The organism is Pseudomonas sp. NPDC087342 (genome assembly GCF_044744265.1).
Taxonomy (GTDB): domain Bacteria; phylum Pseudomonadota; class Gammaproteobacteria; order Pseudomonadales; family Pseudomonadaceae; genus Aquipseudomonas; species Aquipseudomonas nunensis.
This window is the reverse complement of sequence record NZ_JBIUXZ010000001.1, coordinates 1,589,997-1,610,971: the sequence shown is the minus strand read 5'-3', so window position 1 is coordinate 1,610,971 and position 20,975 is coordinate 1,589,997. Positions and strand designations below refer to the sequence as shown.

Below are 20,975 nucleotides of genomic sequence, written 5' to 3'. Positions count from 1 at the left end.
GAGGGGGCTTGCCCCCTCGCCACACAGGCTCGCTCCCACAGGAGACCAGCGGTGGATTCAAGATCGTGCTACCCATTGGTCTGATTGCATTCGCAGCCGGATGCTTTAGTGTGGATCTACCTTCCAAAACAATAAAAACAGGCTTTCCAATGAGCCAGAATCTCAGCCAGTTGCGTAAATTCGTTTCGCCTGAAATCATTTTTGGTGCCGGTTGCCGGCACAACGTCGGCAATTACGCCAAGACCTTCGGCGCCCGCAAGGTGCTGGTGGTCAGCGATCCCGGGGTGATTGCCGCCGGATGGGTCGCGGACGTCGAGGCCAGCCTGCAAGCCCAGGGCATCGATTACTTCCTGTATAGCGATGTCTCGCCCAACCCTCGGGTCGAAGAGGTCATGCTCGGCGCCGAGTTGTACAAGGAAAATCACTGCGATGTGATCGTGGCAATCGGCGGCGGCAGCCCGATGGATTGCGGCAAAGGCATCGGCATCGTCGTGGCCCACGGGCGCAACATTCTGGAATTCGAGGGCGTGGACACCATCCGCGTGCCGAGCCCGCCGCTGATCCTGATCCCGACCACTGCCGGCACCTCGGCGGACGTCTCGCAATTCGTGATCATTTCCAACCAGCAAGAACGCATGAAGTTCTCCATCGTCAGCAAAGCCGTGGTTCCCGACGTGTCGCTGATCGACCCGGAAACCACCCTGAGCATGGACCCGTTCCTGGCGGCTTGTACCGGCATCGACGCGTTGGTGCACGCCATCGAAGCTTTCGTCTCCACCGGTCACGGGCCGCTGACCGACCCGCATGCACTGGAAGCAATGCGCCTGATCAATGGCAACCTGGTGCAGATGATCGCCAACCCGACGGACATCGCCCTGCGTGAGAAAATCATGCTCGGCAGCATGCAGGCCGGGCTGGCGTTCTCCAACGCGATCCTTGGCGCGGTGCACGCGATGTCCCACAGCCTCGGCGGCTTTCTCGACTTGCCCCACGGCCTGTGCAACGCGGTGCTGGTGGAACATGTGGTGGCGTTCAACTACAACTCGGCGCCAGATCGCTTCAAGGTGATCGCCGAGACCTTCGGCATCGATTGCCGGGGCCTGAATCACCGGCAGATTTGCGGGCGCCTGGTGGAACACCTGATCGCGTTGAAACACGCGATCGGCTTCCACGAAACCCTGGGCCTGCACGGGGTCAGCATGGCGGACATTCCGTTCCTGTCGCAGCACGCGATGCACGACCCGTGCATCCTGACCAACCCGCGCGAGTCCAGTCAGCGAGATGTCGAGGTCGTCTATGGCGAAGCCCTCTGACGAGCAGCAACGGGCGCTCGCCGGACTGCTGGGATTAGGCAGCCACTCGGCGCGCAAGAGCCACTACCCGGAGCTCAACGCGCGCCTCGACGAGCTCGAAGCCGAACGCAATCGCTATAAATGGCTGTTCGAAAACGCGGTGCACGGGATCTTCCAGGCCAGCCTGTTGGAAGGCATGCGCGCCGCCAACCCGGCACTGGCGCGGATGCTTGGCTATGACAATCCGCAGGAGGTGCTGTTTTCCCTGGCAGACCTGGCCAGCAACCTGTTTGTCGGCGGTGCGAAGGAGCTGGAACGCATCGGCGAAATCCTCAAGACCGAGCGCAGCCTGCACGGCTATGAAACCCAGTTGCGGCGCAAGGACGGCAGCAGCCTCGACGTGCTGATGAACCTGTTGCTCAAGCCTGATCAGGAAGGGCTGGTGGAAGGCTTTGTCGCAGACATCACCGAACGCAAACTCGCCCAGCAACGCTTGCAACAACTCAACGACGAGCTGGAACAGCGGGTCACCGCGCGCACCGACGAATTGCTCGAAGCCAACCGCAACCTGCAACAGCAGATCACCCAGCGTAAACAGATCGCCCAGGCCCTGCGCGATGCCCGGGATGCCGCCGAGGCGGCGAATCGAAGCAAGGACAAATACCTCGCCGCCGCCAGCCACGACCTGCTGCAACCGCTCAATGCCGCGCGGTTGCTGATCTCAACCCTGCGCGAGCGCAAGTTGCCCGATGTCGAGCAGGTACTGGTGGAGCGCACGCATCAGGCGCTCGAGGGCGCCGAGGATTTGCTCACGGATTTGCTGGATATCTCGCGTCTCGATCAGGCGGCGGTGAAGCCAGACGTCGCGCTGTACCGCCTCGATGAATTGCTCGCGCCACTGGTCTCGGAATTCCAGTCGGTGGCCGAGGCGGCGGGGTTGAACCTGCGGGTGCACATGGGCGATTTTGCGATCAGCACTGACCTGCGCCTGATGACGCGAATCTTGCGCAACTTCCTCAGCAACGCCTGCCGCTACACCGACGAGGGCTGCATCCTGCTCGGGGCGCGTCGTCGGGGCGATAACCTGCGTCTGGAAGTCTGGGACACCGGGCGCGGGATCGCGGCGGATCGGCTGGATTCGATCTTCCTGGAGTTCAATCAACTGGACGTTGGCCGCGCCGCTGACCGCAAAGGCGTGGGCCTCGGCCTGGCGATTGTCGAACGTATCGCGAAGATTCTCGGCTACCGGATTCAGGTGCGTTCTTGGCCGGGACGCGGGTCGGTGTTCAGCATCGACGTGCCGATATCCCATGAAGTGCCGCTGCCGATCAGCCTCGCTGCGCCGCAACCGGGCACCGGTAATCCGTTGCCGGGCCGCCGTTTGCTGGTGCTGGACAACGAAGTCAGCATCCTCGAAAGCATGAGCGCGTTGCTCGGGCAGTGGGGGTGCGAAGTGGTGATCGCCACCGATGAGTTCTCGGCACTGGCGGCGTTGCAGGGGCGCGCACCGGAACTAATTCTGGCGGACTATCACCTCGACCACGGGGTGGTGGGCTGTGACGTGGTGCGGCACTTGCGCGAGCATTTCGACCGGGCCATTCCGGCGGTGATCATCACCGCCGACCGTACCGACCAATGCCGCCGATCCCTGCAACGACTCGATGCGCCACTGCTGAACAAACCGGTGAAACCCGGCAAGTTGCGCGCGGTGCTGAGTCAGTTGCTGGGTTAGGCGAGTGCGCGGTATTGCAGGCTGAAACCCAGTTCGGCGGATTGGCCTTGTTCCAGCAAACGCAAGCCTGGCCGACCGGGCAAGTGGTGCGCGTTGACCGGGTGGCTCACCGGCTCGATGCAGAAAAACCCCAGGCCCACCGGGCAATAGAGCAGGTAGTAGTCGCTGCCAGTGGCTTGGCATTCCAGCTCATAACCCAGCTCCGGTTGCTGGATCAGGCAGTGGCCGTCCCATTCGCAGAAGCCGTTATCCACCAGGGTTTCCGGCAAGGCTTTGAGCTGCTGGAAATCCCAGGCTTCTGGGATCGCGCTGAGTTGGGTCGGCAGTTTCGCGGCGTCGCACAACCAGACTTGCCGGGCCTTGGCCTGCAATCGGGTGTGTGCGGTGCGTGGGAAGTAAGGGTGCAAACCGAGGCCGTGCCACACCGCGTGTTCGCCGAGATGAGTGACCTTCAGATCGATGCTCAACCGTCCTTCACTCAAGTGGAAACGCTGCTCGGCGCGGTAGGCGAAAGGGCTGGTGCTGTCGAGTTGCAGGACGGCTTCGTTGGCGGTCCGGGAAACGATCCGCCACGCCTGTTGCCAGGCGCTGCCGTGTATCGGCAGGGGATCGGTGAGGCTGTTGGGTTTTAGCGCGAGCCAGCCTTCGGGGCAGTCGAAACCGCCCTCGGAAATCCGGTTGGACCAAGGGGCCAAGGGATAGCAACCGAGTTTGCCGGGCAGACCGGTGTTCAGGGCTTGGGCGTCGTTGTGGCGCAACAGCGGCTGGCCGGTGCTGCGAACCGTCCAGTTGACGATGCTTGCCCCGAGTTCCGGGGCGAGGGTGAGGTGGGTGAGGGTGTCTTCGAGTTCGAGCAGTTTCATGATTTTTGTTCTGCGTGAAGGGTTGAAAAGATCCCAGCCTTCGGCAGCTCCACAGAGATCGGGTACATCCGGGCGAACGTCAATCCTGTAGCAACTGCCGAAGGCTGTGATCTTTCAGGCTGTTGATCAATCCTGGAACAGCGGCTCAGGCAATCCCTTCACCCCAGGATTCAGGGCAAACACCCCACCCGCCAAAGACTGTTCATCATGATCATCCCCCGGCCGAATCGAGGTCACGAACAACGTATCCAGTCGACTGCCACCAAACGCGCACATGGTCGGTTTTTTCACCGGCACCGAGAGGGAGCGGTCGAGCCGGCCATTCGGAGTAAACCGGTGAATCAACCCGGCGTCGTTGGCGCAGATCCAGTAGCAGCCGTCAGCATCCACAGCGGCGCCGTCGGGACGGCCTTCGAAGTGATTCATGTCGACGAACAACCGCTGATTACTTGGCGTGCCGCTGTCGATGTCGTAATCGAAAGCCCAGATCTGCTGGGCCAGGGGATGGGAATCGGACAAGTACATCGTCCGGCCATCCGGGCTGAAACCCAGGCCATTGGGCACGATGAATCCCGTCAGGCGAGGTTCAAGTGGACCCTGCTGCCCATGACTGTAGCGATACAACGTGCCATCGGCGGCGTTGGCGCCCATGTTCAGCACCATGCTGCCGGCCCAGAAACGCCCCTGGCGATCACAACGCCCATCGTTCAGGCGCATGTCAGGACGGGCGTGATCGACGTGGGCGAGCAGTTCGCTGTCGAGGCTGCCGTCGTTGTGCGGGCGCAGATGAAAGAACCCGCTTTCCATTCCCGCAACCCAGCCACCGTCGCGGTGACGAGTGATGCAAGCGAGCATCTCCGGGGTGGTCCAGGCGTCCACGTGACCGGTGGCGGCACTCCAGCGCTGCAAGCCCCCGGCGGGAATATCGACCCAGTACAGGGCGTTTTCCTCGGGGACCCAGACCGGGCATTCACCGACCGCGTTACGGGCATCGACAATCAATTCGGCTTGCATGGCAGCTCATTCCTTTGGACGTTGACTCAATCGCCGAACGGGCCGGACGCCACAAACGCGCCCCCCTGATAAACCATCGCCGGATCATCCGCCGCAGGCATCGGTTGCGCTTCGATTTTTTCGCGGAACACTTCGGAGTTGTCCTGCGGCACATAACCCAGGCCCGCTGCGTAGCGGTTATCCCACCAGACATTTTTGTTGTCGGACACGCCGTAGACGATGGTGTGGCCGACATTCGGTGCGTACAGCGCGCGTTCGAGCAATTGGGTCAGGTCGCCGAAGCTCAGCCAGGTGCTCATCATGCGGCGGTTCTGCGGTTCCGGGAACGAGGAGCCGATGCGGATGCTGACGGTTTCGATGCCGTAGCGATCGAAGTAGAAACTCGCGATGTCTTCGCCGTAGGACTTGGACAAGCCGTAGTAGCTGTCCGGGCGGCGCGGGGAGCGGGCGTCGATCACTTCGTCCTGTTTGTAGAAGCCGATGACGTGGTTGGAGCTGGCGAAAATCACTCGCTTCACACCATGGCGGCGTGCGGCTTCATAGATGTGGAACACGCCGCAGATGTTGGCGCCGAGGATTTCTTCGAACGCGTGCTCGGTGGAGACACCGCCAAAGTGCAGGATTGCGTCCACGCCTTCGACCAGTTGATGCACGGCGTTTTTGTCGGCGAGGTCGCAAGTCACGACTTCTTCGCGGTCATCGAGGGCCGGGGCGATGTCGGCAATGTCCGACAGGCGAATCACGTTGGCGTAAGGGCGCAGGGTTTCGCGCAACACTTTGCCGAGGCCACCGGCGGCGCCGGTCAGCAGCAGGCGATTGAAAGGGGCAGGGGAAGTCGTGGTCATGGCGGTTCCTGAATGCGGAGTCATTGCAGTTGTTGTAAGTTGTCGTATGACTTGGGCGAAGTATCGTTAGGCTTTCCGGTGCTTGTCAACGCACCAGCGTTGGAAGTTGACGGAGGGTCTTTCCGCTCCCCGATCCATGTAGCAGCTGGCGAAGCCTGCGTTCGGCTGCGAAGCAGTCGTGAACCCAGGCGGCGCGGTGTATCAGAAGAACCGCGTACGCAGGTTTTGCGACTGCTTCGCAGCCGAACGCAGGCTTCGCCAGCTGCTACAAAAAAGTGAGTTGTCGCGCGAATAGGGTTTCAGTCTTGAAGCGATCCCTGTCTTACAACAACGAAATCGGATAGCTGATAAAGATCCGGTTCTCATCGAACTCGTTGGTGCTGAAGTCCTTGCGAATGCTCGCATTGCGCCATTTCACGTTGAGGTTCTTCAACGCACCACTCTGAACGGTATACGCCAGTTCGCTCTCGCGGCCCCATTCCTTGCCGTCGGTAATCGCCCCGGTGTGCACGTTATCGCCGCTGATGTAGCGGTTCATCATGGTCAGGCCGGGGATGCCGAGGGCGACGAAGTTGTAGTCGTGGCGCAGTTGCCAGGATTTTTCCTTGGCATTGTCGTAGCTGGAGTTGTAGCTGTCGTTGGCCAAGGTCCCGCCGCTGGTGCCGTTGACGCGCATCCAGACGCTGTCGCCAGTAAGTTTTTGCAGGCCGACATAGAAGGTGCTGCCGCCGTATTTGGCCGAGAGCATGGCGAATGTGGTTTTGTTGTCCAGATCGCCGGCCAGGGCACTGCCGTCTTCCTTGCCGGTGAAGAACCCGAGGTTGGCGCCCAGGGTCCAGTCGCCGATGGGCTGACTGTGGCTCAGGTTGAAATATTCCTGCTGGTAAATATCGCTGAGTTCCGAGTACCAGACGCCGACCAGCGTGCGCTTTTCATTGAAGGTGTATTCACCGCCGCCGAAGTTGAAACGGTCCGAGGTGAACGCCGCTTTGCCGTTCATCGACATGTCGTCCATGCTCGAATCGTTGCGTGGGCTGTTGGCGCGGAATTGGCCGCCGTAGAGCTTCAGGCCATCGATTTCGCTGGAGGTGACCTGGCCGCCACGGAAGGTTTGCGGCAGGGAACGACCGTCATCCGAGCGCAGGATTGGCAGCACCGGCATCCATTCACCGACCTTCAATTCGGTCTTCGAGACCTTGGCCTTGAACGCCACGTTGGTGCGACCGAAGTTGTCCGCCGGGCGACCGTCGTGATCCAGCGGCAACAGTTGCGTGCCGCCGGTGCCTTTGCCGCCATCGAGTTTTTTCGAATACAGCCCCAGCACGTCTACGCCGAACCCGAGCGTGCCTTGGGTGAAGCCGGACTTGGCGTCGAGGATAAAGCTTTGCGTCCACTCTTCCGCCTTGCCTTGGGGGTAGGCCGGATTGGTGTAGTTGCGATTGAAGTAGGCGTTGCGCAGGTTCAGCGTGGCGCTGGCGTCATCGACAAAACCCTCGGCGTGGCCGCACATGGGCAAGGCCAGGGCCAGGCTGCTGCAACCGATCAGGCTCAGGGTGTGGCGGCGGACGAAAGTCGGGCGAGGGGTGCAGACGGAGGAATGACGGACGAGTTTGCTCACAGTGACGTTCCCTTTTGTTTCTTGTTGTTTTTATTGTTTGTTATACGTCGTCGTACAACATAGCGGCGATTATTTGCGAGGCTTTGCGGGAATGTCAATCACAAGTTGTACGATGACGTGGGGCTGCAAAAAATAACCTGTAGGAGCGAGGCTTGCCCGCGAAGGCGATCTAACATTCAACATCGACAGTGGCTGACAGTCCGTCTTCGCGGGCAAGCCTCGCTCCTACAGGGATTTGTGCTTCGCTTACGGTTTTGCGGCAAACTGACAGCCTCTCAGAACAAGGCCCTTGAATGGATCACTACGCCCCGCGCGACTGGCAGCCCCACGAGCGGCCCAGTTTGCCCGGTTCTCCCTCGACGCCCGATCACTCCACACCCAAACGCCTGGCCTATGCACTGGTGGGTTTGCTGGTGGCGTTGACCGGTGGCCTCGGCAATTCGCTGGTCATCGCCAACCTGCCTTACCTGCAAGGTGCGCTCGGCGCGACCACCGCCGAGATGGCTTGGCTGCCGGCCGCCTACGTTATGACCAACGTCTCGATGAACCTGCTGCTGGTGAAGTTTCGCCAGCAGTTCGGCTTGCGCGCGTTCACCGAAGTGTTCCTGGTGCTCTACGCGCTGGTGACCTTCGGCCACTTGTTCGTCAACGACCTGAGTTCGGCCATCGCCGTGCGTGCGGCCCACGGCATGGTCGGTGCGGCGCTGAGTTCCCTGGGCCTGTATTACATGATCCAGGCGTTCCCGGCGAAATGGCGGATGAAGGCGTTGGTGCTGGGCCTGGGGACGTCGCAACTGGCGCTGCCGCTGGCGCGATTATTCTCCGAAGACCTGATGCAGATCGCCGAATGGCGCGGCTTGTACCTGTTCGAATTGGGCATGGCGCTGCTGACTCTGGGCTGTGTGTTCCTGCTTAAATTGCCGCCGGGTGACCGCTTCAAGACCTTCGAAAAACTCGACTTCCTGACCTTCGCCATCCTCGCCAGCGGTGTGGCGTTGCTGTGCGCCGTGCTGTCCCTGGGACGCATCGACTGGTGGCTGGAAGCACCGTGGATCGGCGTCGCAGCGGCGGCGTCCATCGTGCTGATCCTCGCCGGCCTGGCCATCGAACATAACCGCAGCAACCCGATGCTGATGACCCGTTGGCTCGGCAGCGGCGTGATGATTCGCCTGGCCCTGGCGGTGATCCTGATTCGCATGGTGTTGTCCGAGCAGTCCACCGGCGCGGTTGGTTTCATGCAGATGCTGAACATGAGCAGTCAGCAGTTGCACAGCCTGTACGTGGTGATGTTGCTCGGCAGTATCGCGGGTCTGGCCACCAGCGCCCTGACCATCGATCCCAAACACTTGTTTATGCCGCTGATCGTGTCCCTGGCGCTGATGGCGGTGGGATCGGTGATCGACAGTTATTCGAACAACCTGACCCGCCCGGAAAACATGTATTTCAGCCAGTTCTTGCTGGCCTTCGGCGGCACGTTTTTCCTCGGCCCGACCATGGTCCTCGGCACGCGCCGGGTGTTGACCAACCCGCGCAACCTGGTGAGTTTTTCGGTGCTGTTCGGGATCTGCCAGAACCTCGGCGGCTTGATCGGGGCGGCGTTACTGGGCACGTTCCAGATCGTTCGCGAGAAATTCCATTCCAGCAACATCGTCGAACACCTGACTATGATGGATCCGCGCGTCGCCGCCCGGGTGCAGAGCGGCGGCAACGCAGTGGGTTCACTGATCGCCGATCCAAGTTTGCGCAATATTCAAGGTATTCGCAGTCTGGCGACGGCGGCCACGCGCGAAGCCAACGTGCTGGCCTATAACGATGTGTTCATGCTGATCGCCGTGATCGCGGTGCTGACCATGATCTGGATTTCCATTCGCGCCCTGTGGCTGATGAGCACCACCCAAACCGTCGCCCCAGCGCCTGCCACTCCCTCCGTTCAACCCAACGGTGTCACTTCTTCATGACCGAACCGACCACCACGACCACCAACGCCATCGCCGCCACCCCCGAAGGCGTGGCACCACCGTCCACGCCGGACACCGAACCGCGCTCGTTGCGGGTGCGGGTCATCTCGTCATTGGGCTTTGCGGCGATTGCCATCGTCGGCGTGCTGATCGTGTTGTACGCCTGGCAACTGCCGCCGTTCAGCAGCGCGGTGGAAACCACGGAAAACGCCCTGGTGCGCGGTCAGGTGACGATCATCGGCCCGCAACTCAGCGGCTACGTGTACGAAGTGCCGGTCACGGATTTCCAGTTTGTGAAGGCCGGCGACTTGCTGGTGCGCCTCGATGACCGCATCTACAAGCAACACCTCGATCAATCCCTGGCGCAACTGGCGGTGCAGAAAGCCGCGCTGGCCAACGTGGTGCAGCAACGCAACAGCGCCGAAGCGACCATCAAGTTGCGTCAAGCAGCGGTCGCCGACGCCCAGGCTCAGTCGCGCAAAAGCGAGGCTGATCTGCGACGCAACAAAGAACTGATCAACGATGGTTCGGTGTCCAAGCGCGAACTGGACGTGACCCTGGCCGCCAACGCCCAGACCATCGCCGCCGTGGCCCAAGCCCAGGCCAATCTGGAAATCGCCCGGCAAGACCTGCAAACGGTGATCGTCAATCGCGGTTCGCTGGAAGCGGCGGTGGCCAGCGCGGAAGCGGCGGTGCAACTGGCGCGCATCGACCTGTCCAACACCCGCGTGCTGGCCCCGCGTGACGGCCAGCTCGGGCAGATCGGCGTGCGCCTCGGCGCCTACGTCAACTCCGGCGCGCAATTGATGGCGCTGGTGCCGAACCAGTTGTGGGTGATCGCCAACATGAAGGAAACCCAGATGGACGACGTGCGGGTCGGCCAACCGGTGAGCTTCACCGTCGACTCCCTCGACCATCGCAAATTCAAGGGACGGGTGCAGCGGATTTCGCCGGCTACCGGTTCGGAGTTCAGCCTGTTGCAGGCGGATAACGCCACCGGCAACTTCGTCAAAATCGCCCAGCGCGTGCCGGTGCGGATTACCGTGGATGAGGGGCAGGAGCAGAGTGAGCGGTTACGGCCGGGGATGTCGGTGGTGGTGAGTATTGATACGGCTGGGGAAGGCGTACCCGACCCACACAACAATCCGTAGGAGCGAGGCTTGCCCGCGAAGGCGGTGTGTCAGGCACCGTAGATGTCGGCTGATATACCGCTTTCGCGGGCAAGCCTCGCTCCTACAGGGGGACGGGTCAGCTGGCGATCATGGGGGGCATGGTGCCCAGCAGCGAAACCGCCGCCACCGCGCCCATCCCCAGCAGCCATTCGAAGATCACGCTGGTCTTGAGCATGCCAACCCGCTGTTCACAGTCCTTGATCCGCAACCGATTGAACAGCGCCAGCCCCAGCATCGCCGCCACCAGAACGACCTTGATCAACAGAATCAAGGCAAACCCGGATAGCAACGGCGTCGGCCAGAATGCGCCGGTGAGCACGCGGACGTTGATCAGACCGGTAACCACCAACCCCGCGACCAAGCCATAACCCACACCGCTGAAGCGCCGCAGGATCGTGCTCAACGAATGGTTGGTCGGGTGACGCAGGATCATCACCAACAGCATCAAGCCACCGAGCCAGGCGCCGACGCAGGTCAGGTGGATGATCTGATTGAGGATCAGCAACTGGCCGCTGAGCCCGTCGAGCATCGCGCCATGACCGACCGGCGCCAGGGTCGCGAGCAGCAGGCCACTCACGATCAGTCTGAGCGGCACGTGGGTGCGCAACGGCGTCAGCAGCAATCCCAGCAGCACGGCATTGAGCAGCAGGTGCCAAGTCCAGACCTGGCCGAAAAACGTATTGCGCAGCACCAGGCCCAGGGTCGACGGATCAAAAGCCGCGTCCCAGGTCCCGGCCATGCTCGCGGTGATCAGCAGCAGCCAAGTGACGCCGCTAACCAATGCCACAGCGGTCAGCCAAAGCCCCCCGCGCGACAGGCGCCGATCCAAATGCTCGGCGTCAGCCTTCAACAGCAGGGGCCTGAACACCCAGGCCCCGAACAGCATCAACACCACCACAAAATGCAGGAAGCGGCACAGCACCAGCGCGTCGGTCATGAATTACTGGCCAACCTTGAAGCTGTAGGCGCCTTCGCTTTTATGGGTATCGACCGACACCGCGTGCCACTCGACTTTATAGGCGCCGGCGGCCAGCGGTACGGCCGGGGTAACGACCAGGGTTTTCTTGTCGCTGCCTTCGGTGGCCAGGTTTTTCACCGGCACATCGACACCGTCCTTTTTGATCGTGACTTTGGTGAACGTCGCTTCAACGCCTTCGGAAAATACCAGGCGCAGTTCCGCAGGTGCGCTCACGGTGCTGTCAGCTGCCGGGGTCTGGCTTTTCAGATGTGCGTGGGCAAACACCGACGAAGCGGCGAGCAGCGAGCCGAGCAGGGCGGCGGTGGTCAGGGCTTTTTTCAGCAACATGGTCAGTTTCCTTCTGGGCAGTTTAATGGGCGTTACTTAAGCATGAACGGTACGCGCCGGCGAATGTTTACGCCGCGCGCAATCTCAGGTGAATGATAGGGAACGGCCGGCCTTCGCCATCGGTTGGCGAGCGGCCGGTCTGTTCAAAACCATAGTGCAGATAGAAGCCGTGGGCCTGGGGATTTTGTTCGTTGACGTCGACGCTCAGGGTTTCGTGCAGGGCTTTGACGTGGTCGAGCAACTGTCGACCGATGCCCTGACCGCGATAGGCCGGTTCGATAAACAGCATTTCCACGTTGCTGTTGCCGGTGGCGATGAAGCCGGCGGGCGTGCCATCCGGGTTGTCGCCGACCCACACCGTCAGCGCTGGCAGGTAGGCGTCGCGCACCAATGGATAGAAGAAGCGGATGTCGTCTTCGCTCAGGAAATCGTGGGTGGCGCGCACCGAGCGTTCCCACAGGGCGGCGAGGGCGGCATCGTCGGCGGCGACGCGAGGTCGAATGTTCACGGTGGGGTGATCCATTGCGGCGGGAAAAGTGCGGCGGATGCTACCCAATCGGTTTTCCCCGGGGAAGTGAAAAAGGTCTGTCGCCGCGACCCAGAGCGGATGCTAGTCTTGGACAACGCTGTTGTCAGGGAGCCCTCATGGGCAATCACAAGATCGAGATTCGTCGCAGTAACGTCGAAAAAATCCTGCTCGGGGCCGAAAAGGTCTTCGCCGAAAAAGGCTTCGGCAGCACCGCCATGGCGGACATCGCCGCCGAAGTGCAACTGCCGCGCTCCAATCTGCATTACTACTTCAGCACCAAGGGCGAGTTGTACAGCGCGGTGTTGTTCGACCTGCTGGAAGTCTGGAAGCAGGACGCCTTGTGCTTCGAAATGTTCGACGACCCGCGGGTGGTGCTCAGCAGCTACATCCGCGCCAAGATGAACCATTCCCGCAGCCGGCCGTACGGTTCGAAAGTCTGGGCCAACGAAATCATCCACGGCGCGCCAACGCTGGGCGAAGCGCTGGACGCCAGCCTGTACGACTGGGCCAAGATGAAAGAAGCGAAAATTCGCCAGTGGGTGGAGGACAAACGCATCCTGCCGGTGGAGCCTTCGGCGCTGCTATACATGATCTGGGCCTCGACCCAGCATTACGCGGACTTTGATCACCAGGTGAATATTTTGAATGACCATCAGCCGCTGTCGGACATGCAGTTCGAGCGGGCGGTGCAGACGGTGACGAGCGTGATATTGCGCGGGATTGGGTTGGAGCCTTGAGGTTTGTGGCGCGGTTAATGGCCTCTTCGCGGGCAAGCCTCGCTCCTACAGGTTCGGCGTGATCCTTGTAGGAGCGAGGCTTGCCCGCGAAGGCGTCCGTTCAGGCGCCGCAGGTCTTAGAGGGCGACGTGGTAGGGATTCCTCGGATCATGATTCCAATCCAGAAACGGCTTGCCGGTATCCATCGGCACCATCTCGATGCAATCCTCCACCGGACAAGTGATCTGGCACAAATTGCACCCCACACACTCGTCATCAATCACTTCATATTTATGCGTGCCATCCGCTTGCTTGATGCTGGCCACTGCCTGGTGCGAGGTGTCCTCGCACGCAATATGGCAACGCCCACAGCCAATACACGCCTCCTGATCAATCTTCGCGATCACCTGATAGTTGATATCCAGGTACTTCCAATCCGTCGTATTACCCACCGCCCGCCCGGAAAACTCCGAAATGCTGGCGTAGCCCTGACTGTCCATCCAGCGCGATAAACCGTCCTTCATCTCATCGACAATCCGGAACCCATGCAGCATCGCCGCCGTGCACACTTGCACTGCACCGCTGCCCAGCGCGATGAATTCCGCCGCATCGCGCCAACTGCCGATGCCGCCAATCCCGCAGATAGGCAAGCCTTGGGTCTGCGGGTCGCGGGCGATTTCGGCGACCATGTTCAGCGCAATCGGCTTCACCGCCGAGCCGCAATAACCGCCGTGGGTACTTTGGTGGCCGACGGTGGGGATGGCGACCATTTGTTCCAGATTGACGCTGGTGATCGAGTTGATCGTGTTGATCAGCGACACCGCATCCGCGCCGCCTCGGTGGGCTGCACGGGCGGCGACACGGATGTCAGTGATGTTCGGCGTGAGCTTGACGATCACCGGCAGCGAGCAATAGGTCTTGCACCAACGGGTGACCTGTTCGACGTATTCCGGCACCTGGCCAACCGCCGCGCCCATGCCGCGTTCCGGCATGCCGTGGGGGCAGCCGAAGTTCAGCTCGATACCGTCGGCGCCAGTGGCTTCCACCAGCGGCAGGATGAATTTCCACGACTCTTCGACACACGGCACCATCAGCGACACGATCAACGCGCGGTCTGGCCAGTCCTTTTTGACCTGGGTGATTTCCCGCAGATTGATCTCCAGCGAGCGGTCGGTGATCAGCTCGATGTTGTTGATGCCCATCACTTCGCGGTTCGCGCCAAAGTGCGCCGAGTAGCGCGACGAGACGTTGACCGCCGCCGGGTCTTCACCCAGGGTTTTCCAGACCACGCCACCCCAGCCAGCCTCGAAGGCGCGGACCACGTTGTAGGCTTTGTCGGTCGGTGGCGCGGAGGCCAGCCAGAACGGATTGGGGGCTTTGATGCCGGCGAAGACAATCGAGAGATCGGCCATTTACGCAGCCTCCACGTTGAGCATGAGTTGGGCGTTGATCGCTTCCGCCGCGCGTTTGCCGTGCTGCACCGCTTGCACGGTCAGGTCCTGATCGAGGCTGGTGCAGTCGCCGCCGGCATACACGCCGGGGATGCTGGTGCGCAGGTTGTCGTCGACCTGGATTCGATCACCTTGGCGCTTGAGCTCCCGGGCCAGCGGGTCGGCGAGGGCGCTGCTGTCGAGGGCCTGGCCGATGGCTTTGAAAATCGCATCGGCGGCCAATTCGAAGGTTTGCCCGGTGGTTTGCAGGCGACCTTCGACCATGGTTGTACGGGCGAACTGCATGCCGCGCACGTTGCCTTGATCGTCGAGCAGCACCTGTTCCGGTTGTGCCCAAGTCAGCAGGCGCACCTGATTGGCCTTGGCGATGTCCTGTTCGTGACCGGTGGCGCCCATGTCCTCGACACCCCGGCGATAGACCAGGTTCACATCGCGAGCGCCGAGCCGGGCCATTTGCACCGCCATGTCGATCGCGGTGTTGCCGGCGCCGAGGACGATGCAACGGTCGGCCAGCGGCAGTTGTGTCAGGTCATCGGCCTGACGCAGTTCGCGGATGTAGTCGGTGGCGGCCAGCAGACCCGGTGCATCTTCATGGTCCAGACCCAGTTGTTTACTGGCAGCCAGTCCGAGGCCGAGGAACACCGCGTCGAATTGCTGATGCAGTTCGCTCAGGGTCAGGTTCTCACCGAGTTTCTGCCCGTGACGGATTTCGATGCCACCGATCTGCAACAGGAAATCCAGTTCCTTTTGCGCGTAATCGTCCACCAGTTTGTACTTGGCTATCCCGTATTCATTGAGGCCGCCAGCCTTTTCCCTCGCCTCGAAAATCACCACGTCATGCCCGTGCATCGCACTGCGATGGGCGCAGGACAAACCCGCCGGACCGGCACCGACCACCGCGATGCGCTTGCCGGTGGTGGCGGCGCGCTGGAACGGGTGTTCGCTGAAGTGCGCGTTGTCCACGGCGTAGCGTTGCAGCAGGCCGATCAACACCGGCGCGCACTCGTGGTCGTTATTGCGCACACAGGCTTGCTGGCACAGGATTTCCGTCGGACACACCCGCGCGCAACTGCCGCCGAGGATGTTCGCCGAAAGGATTTTCTGCGCGGCGCCCTGGACGTTTTCCTGATGGATATTGCGGATGAACGACGGAATATCGATCTCGCTCGGACAGGCGTTCACGCATGGCGCGTCGTAGCAGTACAGACAGCGCGAGGCTTCCAGATGCGCCTGACGGTCGTTGAGCGGCGGCGCCAGATCGGTGAAATGGCCGGCGAGGGCGGCCGCATTCTCGTAGGGATGCGGGAGGTGGTTCAAGGTCTTGATCACGGTTTAAGGCCTCATGTTTTTTTGAGGTGCTGCCTCTGGTGGGCAGTGGTTTTTGTGTTGCCTGGGCCGGCCTCTTCGCGGGCAAGCCTCGCTCCTACAGGGGGATGCATTCCAAAATGTAGGAGCGAGGCTTGCCCGCGAAGGCCGAAGGCCTCGATCTCAGCGCTTGACGGCAACCGGCCTATTCAACTCCGCCCGCTTGCTCAGCAAATCAAACACCGCCGGATACGCCGGCCGTTCGATATACCGTCCGGCCCCACGCTCGGCGCGCAAGTCGCCATCGGCCCAGACCACGCGGCCCTGGCTGATGGTGTGGCTGGGCACGCCGCGCACGGTTTTGCCTTCGAAGATGTTGAAGTCCACCTGCTGATGGTGGGTCTTGGCGGAGATGGTCCGCGTACCTTCGGGATCCCACAGCACCAGATCAGCATCGGCGCCGACGCGGATCGCGCCTTTGCGTGGGTAGAGATTGAAGATCTTCGCGGTGTTGGTCGAGGTCAGCGCCACAAAGTGCTGCATCGACAAACGACCGCTGTTGACCCCTTCATCCCAAAGCACGGCCATGCGGTCTTCGATGCCGGCGGTGCCATTCGGAATTTTGCTGAAGTCGTCCTTGCCCGCGGCTTTTTGCTCGGCGCAGAAGCAGCAGTGGTCAGTGGCGGTGGTGTGCAGGTTGCCGGATTGCAAGCCATGCCAAAGCGCTTCCTGATGGCCGCGCGGGCGGAAGGGCGGGCTCATCACGTAACCGGCGGCGGTCTGCCAGTCCGGGTGTCGGTAGACGCTGTCGTCCAGCAGCAGATGCCCGGCGAGGACTTCGCCGTAGACCTGTTGACCCTTGCTGCGGGCATAGGTGATTTCGTCGAGGGCTTCCTTGGTCGAGACGTGGACCAGGTACAGCGGCGTGCCAATGGTCTCGGCAATCCGGATCGCCCGGCTCGCGGCTTCGCCTTCCACTTGCGAGGGGCGCGACAGCGGATGCGCTTCCGGGCCGGTAATGCCCTGGGCCATCAACTTGCGTTGCAGGTGATACACCAGCTCGCCGTTCTCCGCATGCACGGTCGGCACCGCGCCGAGTTCCAGGCAGCGCTCGAAACTCGCCACCAGCGTGTCGTCGGCGGCCATGATCGCGTTCTTGTAGGCCATGAAATGCTTGAAGCTGTTGATGCCGTGATGGCTGACCAGCTCGGCCATTTCCTCGCGCACCTGCTCGCTCCACCAAGTGATCGCGACATGGAAACCGTAATCCGACGCCGACTTCTCGGCCCAGCCACGCCACTGATGAAACGCTTCCATCAACGACTGCTGCGGGTTGGGAATCACGAAGTCGATGATCGACGTGGTGCCACCGGCCAGACCGGCCGCCGTACCACTGAAAAAGTCTTCACTGGCCACGGTGCCCATGAACGGCAGTTGCATATGAGTGTGGGGGTCGATGCCGCCGGGCATCAGGTATTGGCCGCTGCCGTCGAGCACTTCGGCACCGGCGGGAACATCCAGGTTTTCACCAATGGCTTTGATCACGCCGTCGGCGCAATACACATCGGCGCGGTAACTTTCATCGTGGGTAATAACGGTGGCGCCACGGATCAACAGAGACATTCCGAGTTCCTCGCAGGCATGACCGACTTATGCCGGTTCTAAATGTTTTATATGAAGCTGATGCAAACAGGTGTATTCCTGTCAGCGCTGTCAAGAATAGACGCTAGCTGGTGTTGATCGAATGAGCAAGATTATTTTTTATAAGCTTATATCGTTAATAACATGTTGATAAATAACGATTAAAAATGAAAATCACCAAAATGGTGAGGCCAATCACCATTTTGACGCACTTGACAGGATCGAAAAAAAGACCAGATTTCTTATGTGAAATCAGCCGCTTGAGGATGGTCTATGGTTGATGCGCAACTTTGAAAAAAAGATCCATGCACCAGATTGAGTCCTGACTGTTCCGACAACTTGCTGCACATTCGGCCTGAGTGATGAGGCAAGTAACCGGAGACTCGAAAGTTGAATGAATAAAACTGATGAACATCAGTTGGTTATAAAGTTTTTATGGCACGGCGCGATGCACCAGTGGGGACCCCGGCACGTTTATTGATGCCGCCGCTGACACCTTGGCCGGTCCGTAAAAGTTGTCAGTTCCTCCGGCCATCGTCGGCTCGCGCCCCAGGCACCAGCCCCTGATGAGCAAAAATAATTCAAAGAACAGTGGAGTGGCCATGCAACAGATCAGATCGCAAGTGACCGAGCGCGACGGCTTGTTTGAGCTCGAAGCCGGCACCGACGTCCTCGACAGTCCCCGTTACAACCACGACATGGCACCGACCAAGGTGCACGAACGAACCTGGAACAAATGGCACATCACCGCGCTGTGGATCGGCATGTCGATCTGCGTGCCCACCTACACCCTCGGCGGCGTGCTTACCGCGTACTTCGGCTTGACGGTCGGCGAAGCGCTACTGGCGATTCTGTTTGCCAACATCATCGTGCTGATCCCGCTGACCCTCAACGCGTTCGCCGGGACCAAGTACGGCATTCCGTTCCCGGTGCTGCTGCGTTCGTCCTTCGGCATCCTCGGTTCCAACGTGCCGTGCCTGATTCGCGCACTGGTGGCGTGTGGTTGGTTCGGCATCCAGACCATGTTCGGCGGACTGGCGATTCACCTGTTTCTCGGTTCAGTGTTCGAGGGCTGGAAATCCCTCGGCGGCACCGGTGAAGTGATCGGCTTCATGGTGTTCTGGGCGTTGAACCTGTGGGTGGTGATCCGTGGTGCCGAGTCGATCAAATGGCTGGAAACCCTGTCCGCGCCGCTGTTGGTGGCGGTGGGCGTCGGGCTGTTGGTGTGGGCTATGCCGAATGTGTCGATGACCGAATTGCTGGCGATCCCGGCCAAGCGTCCGGAAGGGGCGAGCGTGGTCAGTTACTTCGCCGCCGGGCTGACCGCGATGGTCGGGTTCTGGGCGACGTTGTCGCTGAACATCCCGGACTTCAGCCGCTACGCGAAAAGCCAGAAGGACCAGATTGTCGGGCAGATTATCGGCCTGCCGCTGACCATGTTCCTGTTCGCCTCCCTCGGCGTGGTGATGACCGCCGCGTCGGTGAAACTGGTGGGCGTGACCGTCTCTGATCCGGTCACGCTGATCGGCCATATCCAGAGCCCGGTCTGGGTTGCCGTGGCCATGGCGCTGATCATCATCGCCACACTCTCGACCAACACTGCTGCGAACATCGTTTCGCCGACCAACGACTTCCAGAACATCGCCCCGAAACACATTAATCGCACCAAAGCGGTGTTGCTCACCGGACTGGTCGGCTTGCTGCTGATGGGGCATGAACTGCTGAAAAAACTCGGTTTGATCGTCTCTGACGTGAGCCTGGAAACCGTCTATTCCAACTGGTTGCTCGGCTACTCCAGCCTGCTCGGACCGATTGCCGGGATCATGGTGGTGGACTATTTCCTGATCAAGAAACAGCAACTGGACCTGGCTGGCCTGTACCGCGATGACGTGTACCCGGCGTGGAACTGGTACGGGTTTATCGCGTTTGGCGTGCCGGTGGTGCTGACGTTGCTGTCGCTGGGCAGCGATGCATTCAGCTGGTTCTACAGCTATGGCTGGTTTACCGGCTCGGCGCTGGGCGGGGTGATTTATTACGGGTTGTGCTCGATGCGCCCGAGCCCCTCCGTTGCGAAATCTCCGGTGTAGTGGATGGCCTCTTCGCGAGCAAGCTCTGCTCCTACAGGTTTGCGCAGGCCCTTGTAGGAGCGAGGCTTGCCCGCGAAGGCGGCCTCAAACACACCAAAAATTTGCCTGAAGAAACTCATAAGAACAGCCTGAGGAGATCCCCATGAACGCTGCCGTAGACGTTCTGCAATCCACCCATCAGCACATCAACCGCGATCGCCTGTGGCAGTCGCTCATGGAACTGGCCAAGCTCGGCGCCACGGTCAAGGGCGGGGTCTGTCGCCTGGCCCTGACCGACCTCGACCGCCAGGCCCGGGACATTTTCGTCAACTGGTGCGAGGAGGCCGGTTGCACCGTTACCGTCGACGGCATCGGCAATATCTTCGCCCGCCGCCCCGGCCGTAATCCCGACCTGCCACCGGTCATGACCGGCAGCCACATCGACACCCAGCCCACTGGCGGCAAATTCGACGGCTGCTTCGGTGTGCTCGCCGGCGTCGAAGTGCTGCGCACCCTCAATGACCTCGGCGTAGAAACCGAAGCGCCGCTGGAAGTGGTGGTCTGGACCAACGAAGAAGGCTCGCGTTTCCCACCGTGCATGATGGGCTCCGGCGTGTTCGCGGAAAAATTCACCCTCGAAGAAACCCTGGCCAAAGTCGATGCCGAGGGCGTCAGCGTTGGCGATGCGCTAAACGCCATCGGTTATGCCGGTCCTCGCAAGGTCAGCGGCCATGCCGTCGGCGCCTATTTCGAGGCGCACATCGAGCAAGGCCCGATCCTTGAAGACGAACACAAAACTATCGGCGTGGTGATGGGCGCCCTCGGCCAAAAATGGTTCGACCTGAAGTTGCGCGGCGTCGAAGCCCACGCCGGCCCGACCCCGATGCACCTGCGCAAGGACGCCCTGGTCGGTGCCGCCGTCATCGTCGGTGCGGTCAATCGCGCCGCCCTCGGCCATCAACCCCACGCCTGCGGCACCGTCGGTTGTCTGCAAGCCTACCCCGGCTCACGCAACGTCATCCCCGGCGAAGTGCGCATGACTCTCGACTTCCGGCACCTGGAACCGGCGCGCCTGGACTCGATGATCGCCGAAGTGCGCGCAGTCATCGAAACCACCTGCGAAGCACACGGCCTGACCTACGAACTGACCCCCACCGCCGACTTCCCGCCGCTGTACTTCGACAAGGGCTGCGTCGACGCGGTCCGTGGCGCCGCGCAAGGGCTGGGCATGTCGCACATGGACATCGTCAGCGGGGCAGGGCACGACGCAATCTTCGTCGCCGAACTCGGCCCGGCCGGGATGATTTTCGTGCCGTGCGAAGGCGGGATCAGCCACAACGAAATCGAGAACGCCGCGCCGGATGATCTGGCCGCCGGGTGCGCGGTGTTGTTGCGCGCGATGCTGGCGGCGTCGGCGGCGATTGCCAGCGGTCAACTCGCGGCGTGAGTGGAAACCCGTCGCCGGTT

General features: G+C 61.1%; 17 protein-coding genes. 7 read left to right on the top strand and 10 right to left on the bottom strand.

The features are described 5' to 3' along the window. Positions 1–149 precede the first annotated feature (149 nt). Both ercA and ACIOYV_RS07240 read left to right on the top strand, forming a co-directional pair. Positions 150–1,313, top strand: a complete 1,164-nt coding sequence (gene ercA, locus ACIOYV_RS07245; RefSeq protein ID WP_054047363.1) for an alcohol dehydrogenase-like regulatory protein ErcA — start codon at positions 150–152, stop codon at positions 1,311–1,313. Further along, positions 1,297–3,024, top strand: a complete 1,728-nt coding sequence (locus ACIOYV_RS07240) for a NahK/ErcS family hybrid sensor histidine kinase/response regulator (RefSeq protein ID WP_401322255.1) — start codon at positions 1,297–1,299, stop codon at positions 3,022–3,024. Before ercA ends, ACIOYV_RS07240 begins: the two co-directional genes overlap by 17 nt. Here ACIOYV_RS07240 and ACIOYV_RS07235 read toward each other — a convergent pair. From ACIOYV_RS07235 to ACIOYV_RS07220, 4 genes are all read right to left on the bottom strand, one after another. Beyond that, positions 3,021–3,887: an aldose 1-epimerase gene (locus ACIOYV_RS07235; protein ID WP_401322252.1), complete on the bottom strand. Its 867-nt coding sequence runs from the start codon at positions 3,885–3,887 to the stop codon at positions 3,021–3,023. The genes ACIOYV_RS07240 and ACIOYV_RS07235 overlap by 4 nt on opposite strands. A gap of 126 nt (positions 3,888–4,013) precedes the next feature. Then, positions 4,014–4,901 (bottom strand): SMP-30/gluconolactonase/LRE family protein, encoded by an 888-nt coding sequence (locus ACIOYV_RS07230; RefSeq protein WP_401322249.1) that lies wholly within the window; start codon positions 4,899–4,901, stop codon positions 4,014–4,016. 26 nt (positions 4,902–4,927) lie between these two features. After that, positions 4,928–5,746 (bottom strand): NAD-dependent epimerase/dehydratase family protein, encoded by an 819-nt coding sequence (locus ACIOYV_RS07225; RefSeq protein ID WP_401322246.1) that lies wholly within the window; start codon positions 5,744–5,746, stop codon positions 4,928–4,930. A 322-nt stretch (positions 5,747–6,068) separates the two neighbouring features. Continuing rightward, positions 6,069–7,364, bottom strand: coding sequence for an OprD family porin (locus ACIOYV_RS07220; protein ID WP_401322243.1), 1,296 nt, complete (start codon positions 7,362–7,364; stop codon positions 6,069–6,071). 293 nt (positions 7,365–7,657) lie between these two features. On the opposite strand from ACIOYV_RS07220, the gene ACIOYV_RS07215 reads away from it, so the two are divergent. Then, complete coding sequence (locus ACIOYV_RS07215; RefSeq protein ID WP_401322241.1) at positions 7,658–9,322, top strand: MFS transporter; 1,665 nt, start codon at positions 7,658–7,660, stop codon at positions 9,320–9,322. After that, positions 9,319–10,473 (top strand): HlyD family secretion protein, encoded by a 1,155-nt coding sequence (locus ACIOYV_RS07210; protein ID WP_401322239.1) that lies wholly within the window; start codon positions 9,319–9,321, stop codon positions 10,471–10,473. The genes ACIOYV_RS07215 and ACIOYV_RS07210 overlap by 4 nt, the downstream gene beginning before the upstream one ends. 97 nt (positions 10,474–10,570) lie before the next feature. On the opposite strand, the gene copD is transcribed toward ACIOYV_RS07210, so the two are convergent. From copD to ACIOYV_RS07195, 3 genes are all read right to left on the bottom strand, one after another. Continuing rightward, positions 10,571–11,431: a copper homeostasis membrane protein CopD gene (gene copD, locus ACIOYV_RS07205; protein WP_401322236.1), complete on the bottom strand. Its 861-nt coding sequence runs from the start codon at positions 11,429–11,431 to the stop codon at positions 10,571–10,573. A 3-nt stretch (positions 11,432–11,434) separates the two neighbouring features. After that, positions 11,435–11,800 carry a copper homeostasis periplasmic binding protein CopC gene (copC, locus tag ACIOYV_RS07200; RefSeq protein ID WP_054615147.1) on the bottom strand — a complete coding sequence of 122 codons (366 nt, stop codon included), beginning with the start codon at positions 11,798–11,800 and terminating at the stop codon, positions 11,435–11,437. Between the two features lie 67 nt (positions 11,801–11,867). Beyond that, positions 11,868–12,308, bottom strand: a complete 441-nt coding sequence (locus tag ACIOYV_RS07195; RefSeq protein WP_265044996.1) for an acetyltransferase — start codon at positions 12,306–12,308, stop codon at positions 11,868–11,870. Positions 12,309–12,445: 137 nt separating this feature from the next. Here ACIOYV_RS07195 and ACIOYV_RS07190 point away from each other — a divergent pair, with 137 nt between their 5' ends. Then, positions 12,446–13,066 (top strand): TetR/AcrR family transcriptional regulator, encoded by a 621-nt coding sequence (locus tag ACIOYV_RS07190; protein ID WP_054047384.1) that lies wholly within the window; start codon positions 12,446–12,448, stop codon positions 13,064–13,066. Positions 13,067–13,182: 116 nt separating this feature from the next. Here the strand turns inward: ACIOYV_RS07190 and preA are convergent, their stop codons facing one another. The 3 genes from preA to hydA all read right to left on the bottom strand — a co-directional run bounded on the left by preA (position 13,183) and on the right by hydA (position 17,424). After that, on the bottom strand, positions 13,183–14,457 hold the full coding sequence (preA, locus tag ACIOYV_RS07185; RefSeq protein WP_290027365.1) for an NAD-dependent dihydropyrimidine dehydrogenase subunit PreA: 1,275 nt from the start codon (positions 14,455–14,457) through the stop codon (positions 13,183–13,185). Further along, positions 14,458–15,825 carry an NAD(P)-dependent oxidoreductase gene (locus ACIOYV_RS07180; RefSeq protein WP_401322232.1) on the bottom strand — a complete coding sequence of 456 codons (1,368 nt, stop codon included), beginning with the start codon at positions 15,823–15,825 and terminating at the stop codon, positions 14,458–14,460. 159 nt (positions 15,826–15,984) lie between these two features. Further along, positions 15,985–17,424 carry a dihydropyrimidinase gene (gene hydA / locus ACIOYV_RS07175; protein WP_401322230.1) on the bottom strand — a complete coding sequence of 480 codons (1,440 nt, stop codon included), beginning with the start codon at positions 17,422–17,424 and terminating at the stop codon, positions 15,985–15,987. Positions 17,425–18,044: 620 nt separating this feature from the next. On the opposite strand from hydA, the gene ACIOYV_RS07170 reads away from it, so the two are divergent. Further along, positions 18,045–19,529, top strand: a complete 1,485-nt coding sequence (locus ACIOYV_RS07170) for an NCS1 family nucleobase:cation symporter-1 (RefSeq protein ID WP_163909706.1) — start codon at positions 18,045–18,047, stop codon at positions 19,527–19,529. Positions 19,530–19,671: 142 nt separating this feature from the next. Next, positions 19,672–20,955, top strand: coding sequence for a Zn-dependent hydrolase (locus ACIOYV_RS07165; protein ID WP_401322227.1), 1,284 nt, complete (start codon positions 19,672–19,674; stop codon positions 20,953–20,955). The last annotated feature ends 20 nt before the right edge of the window (positions 20,956–20,975 follow it).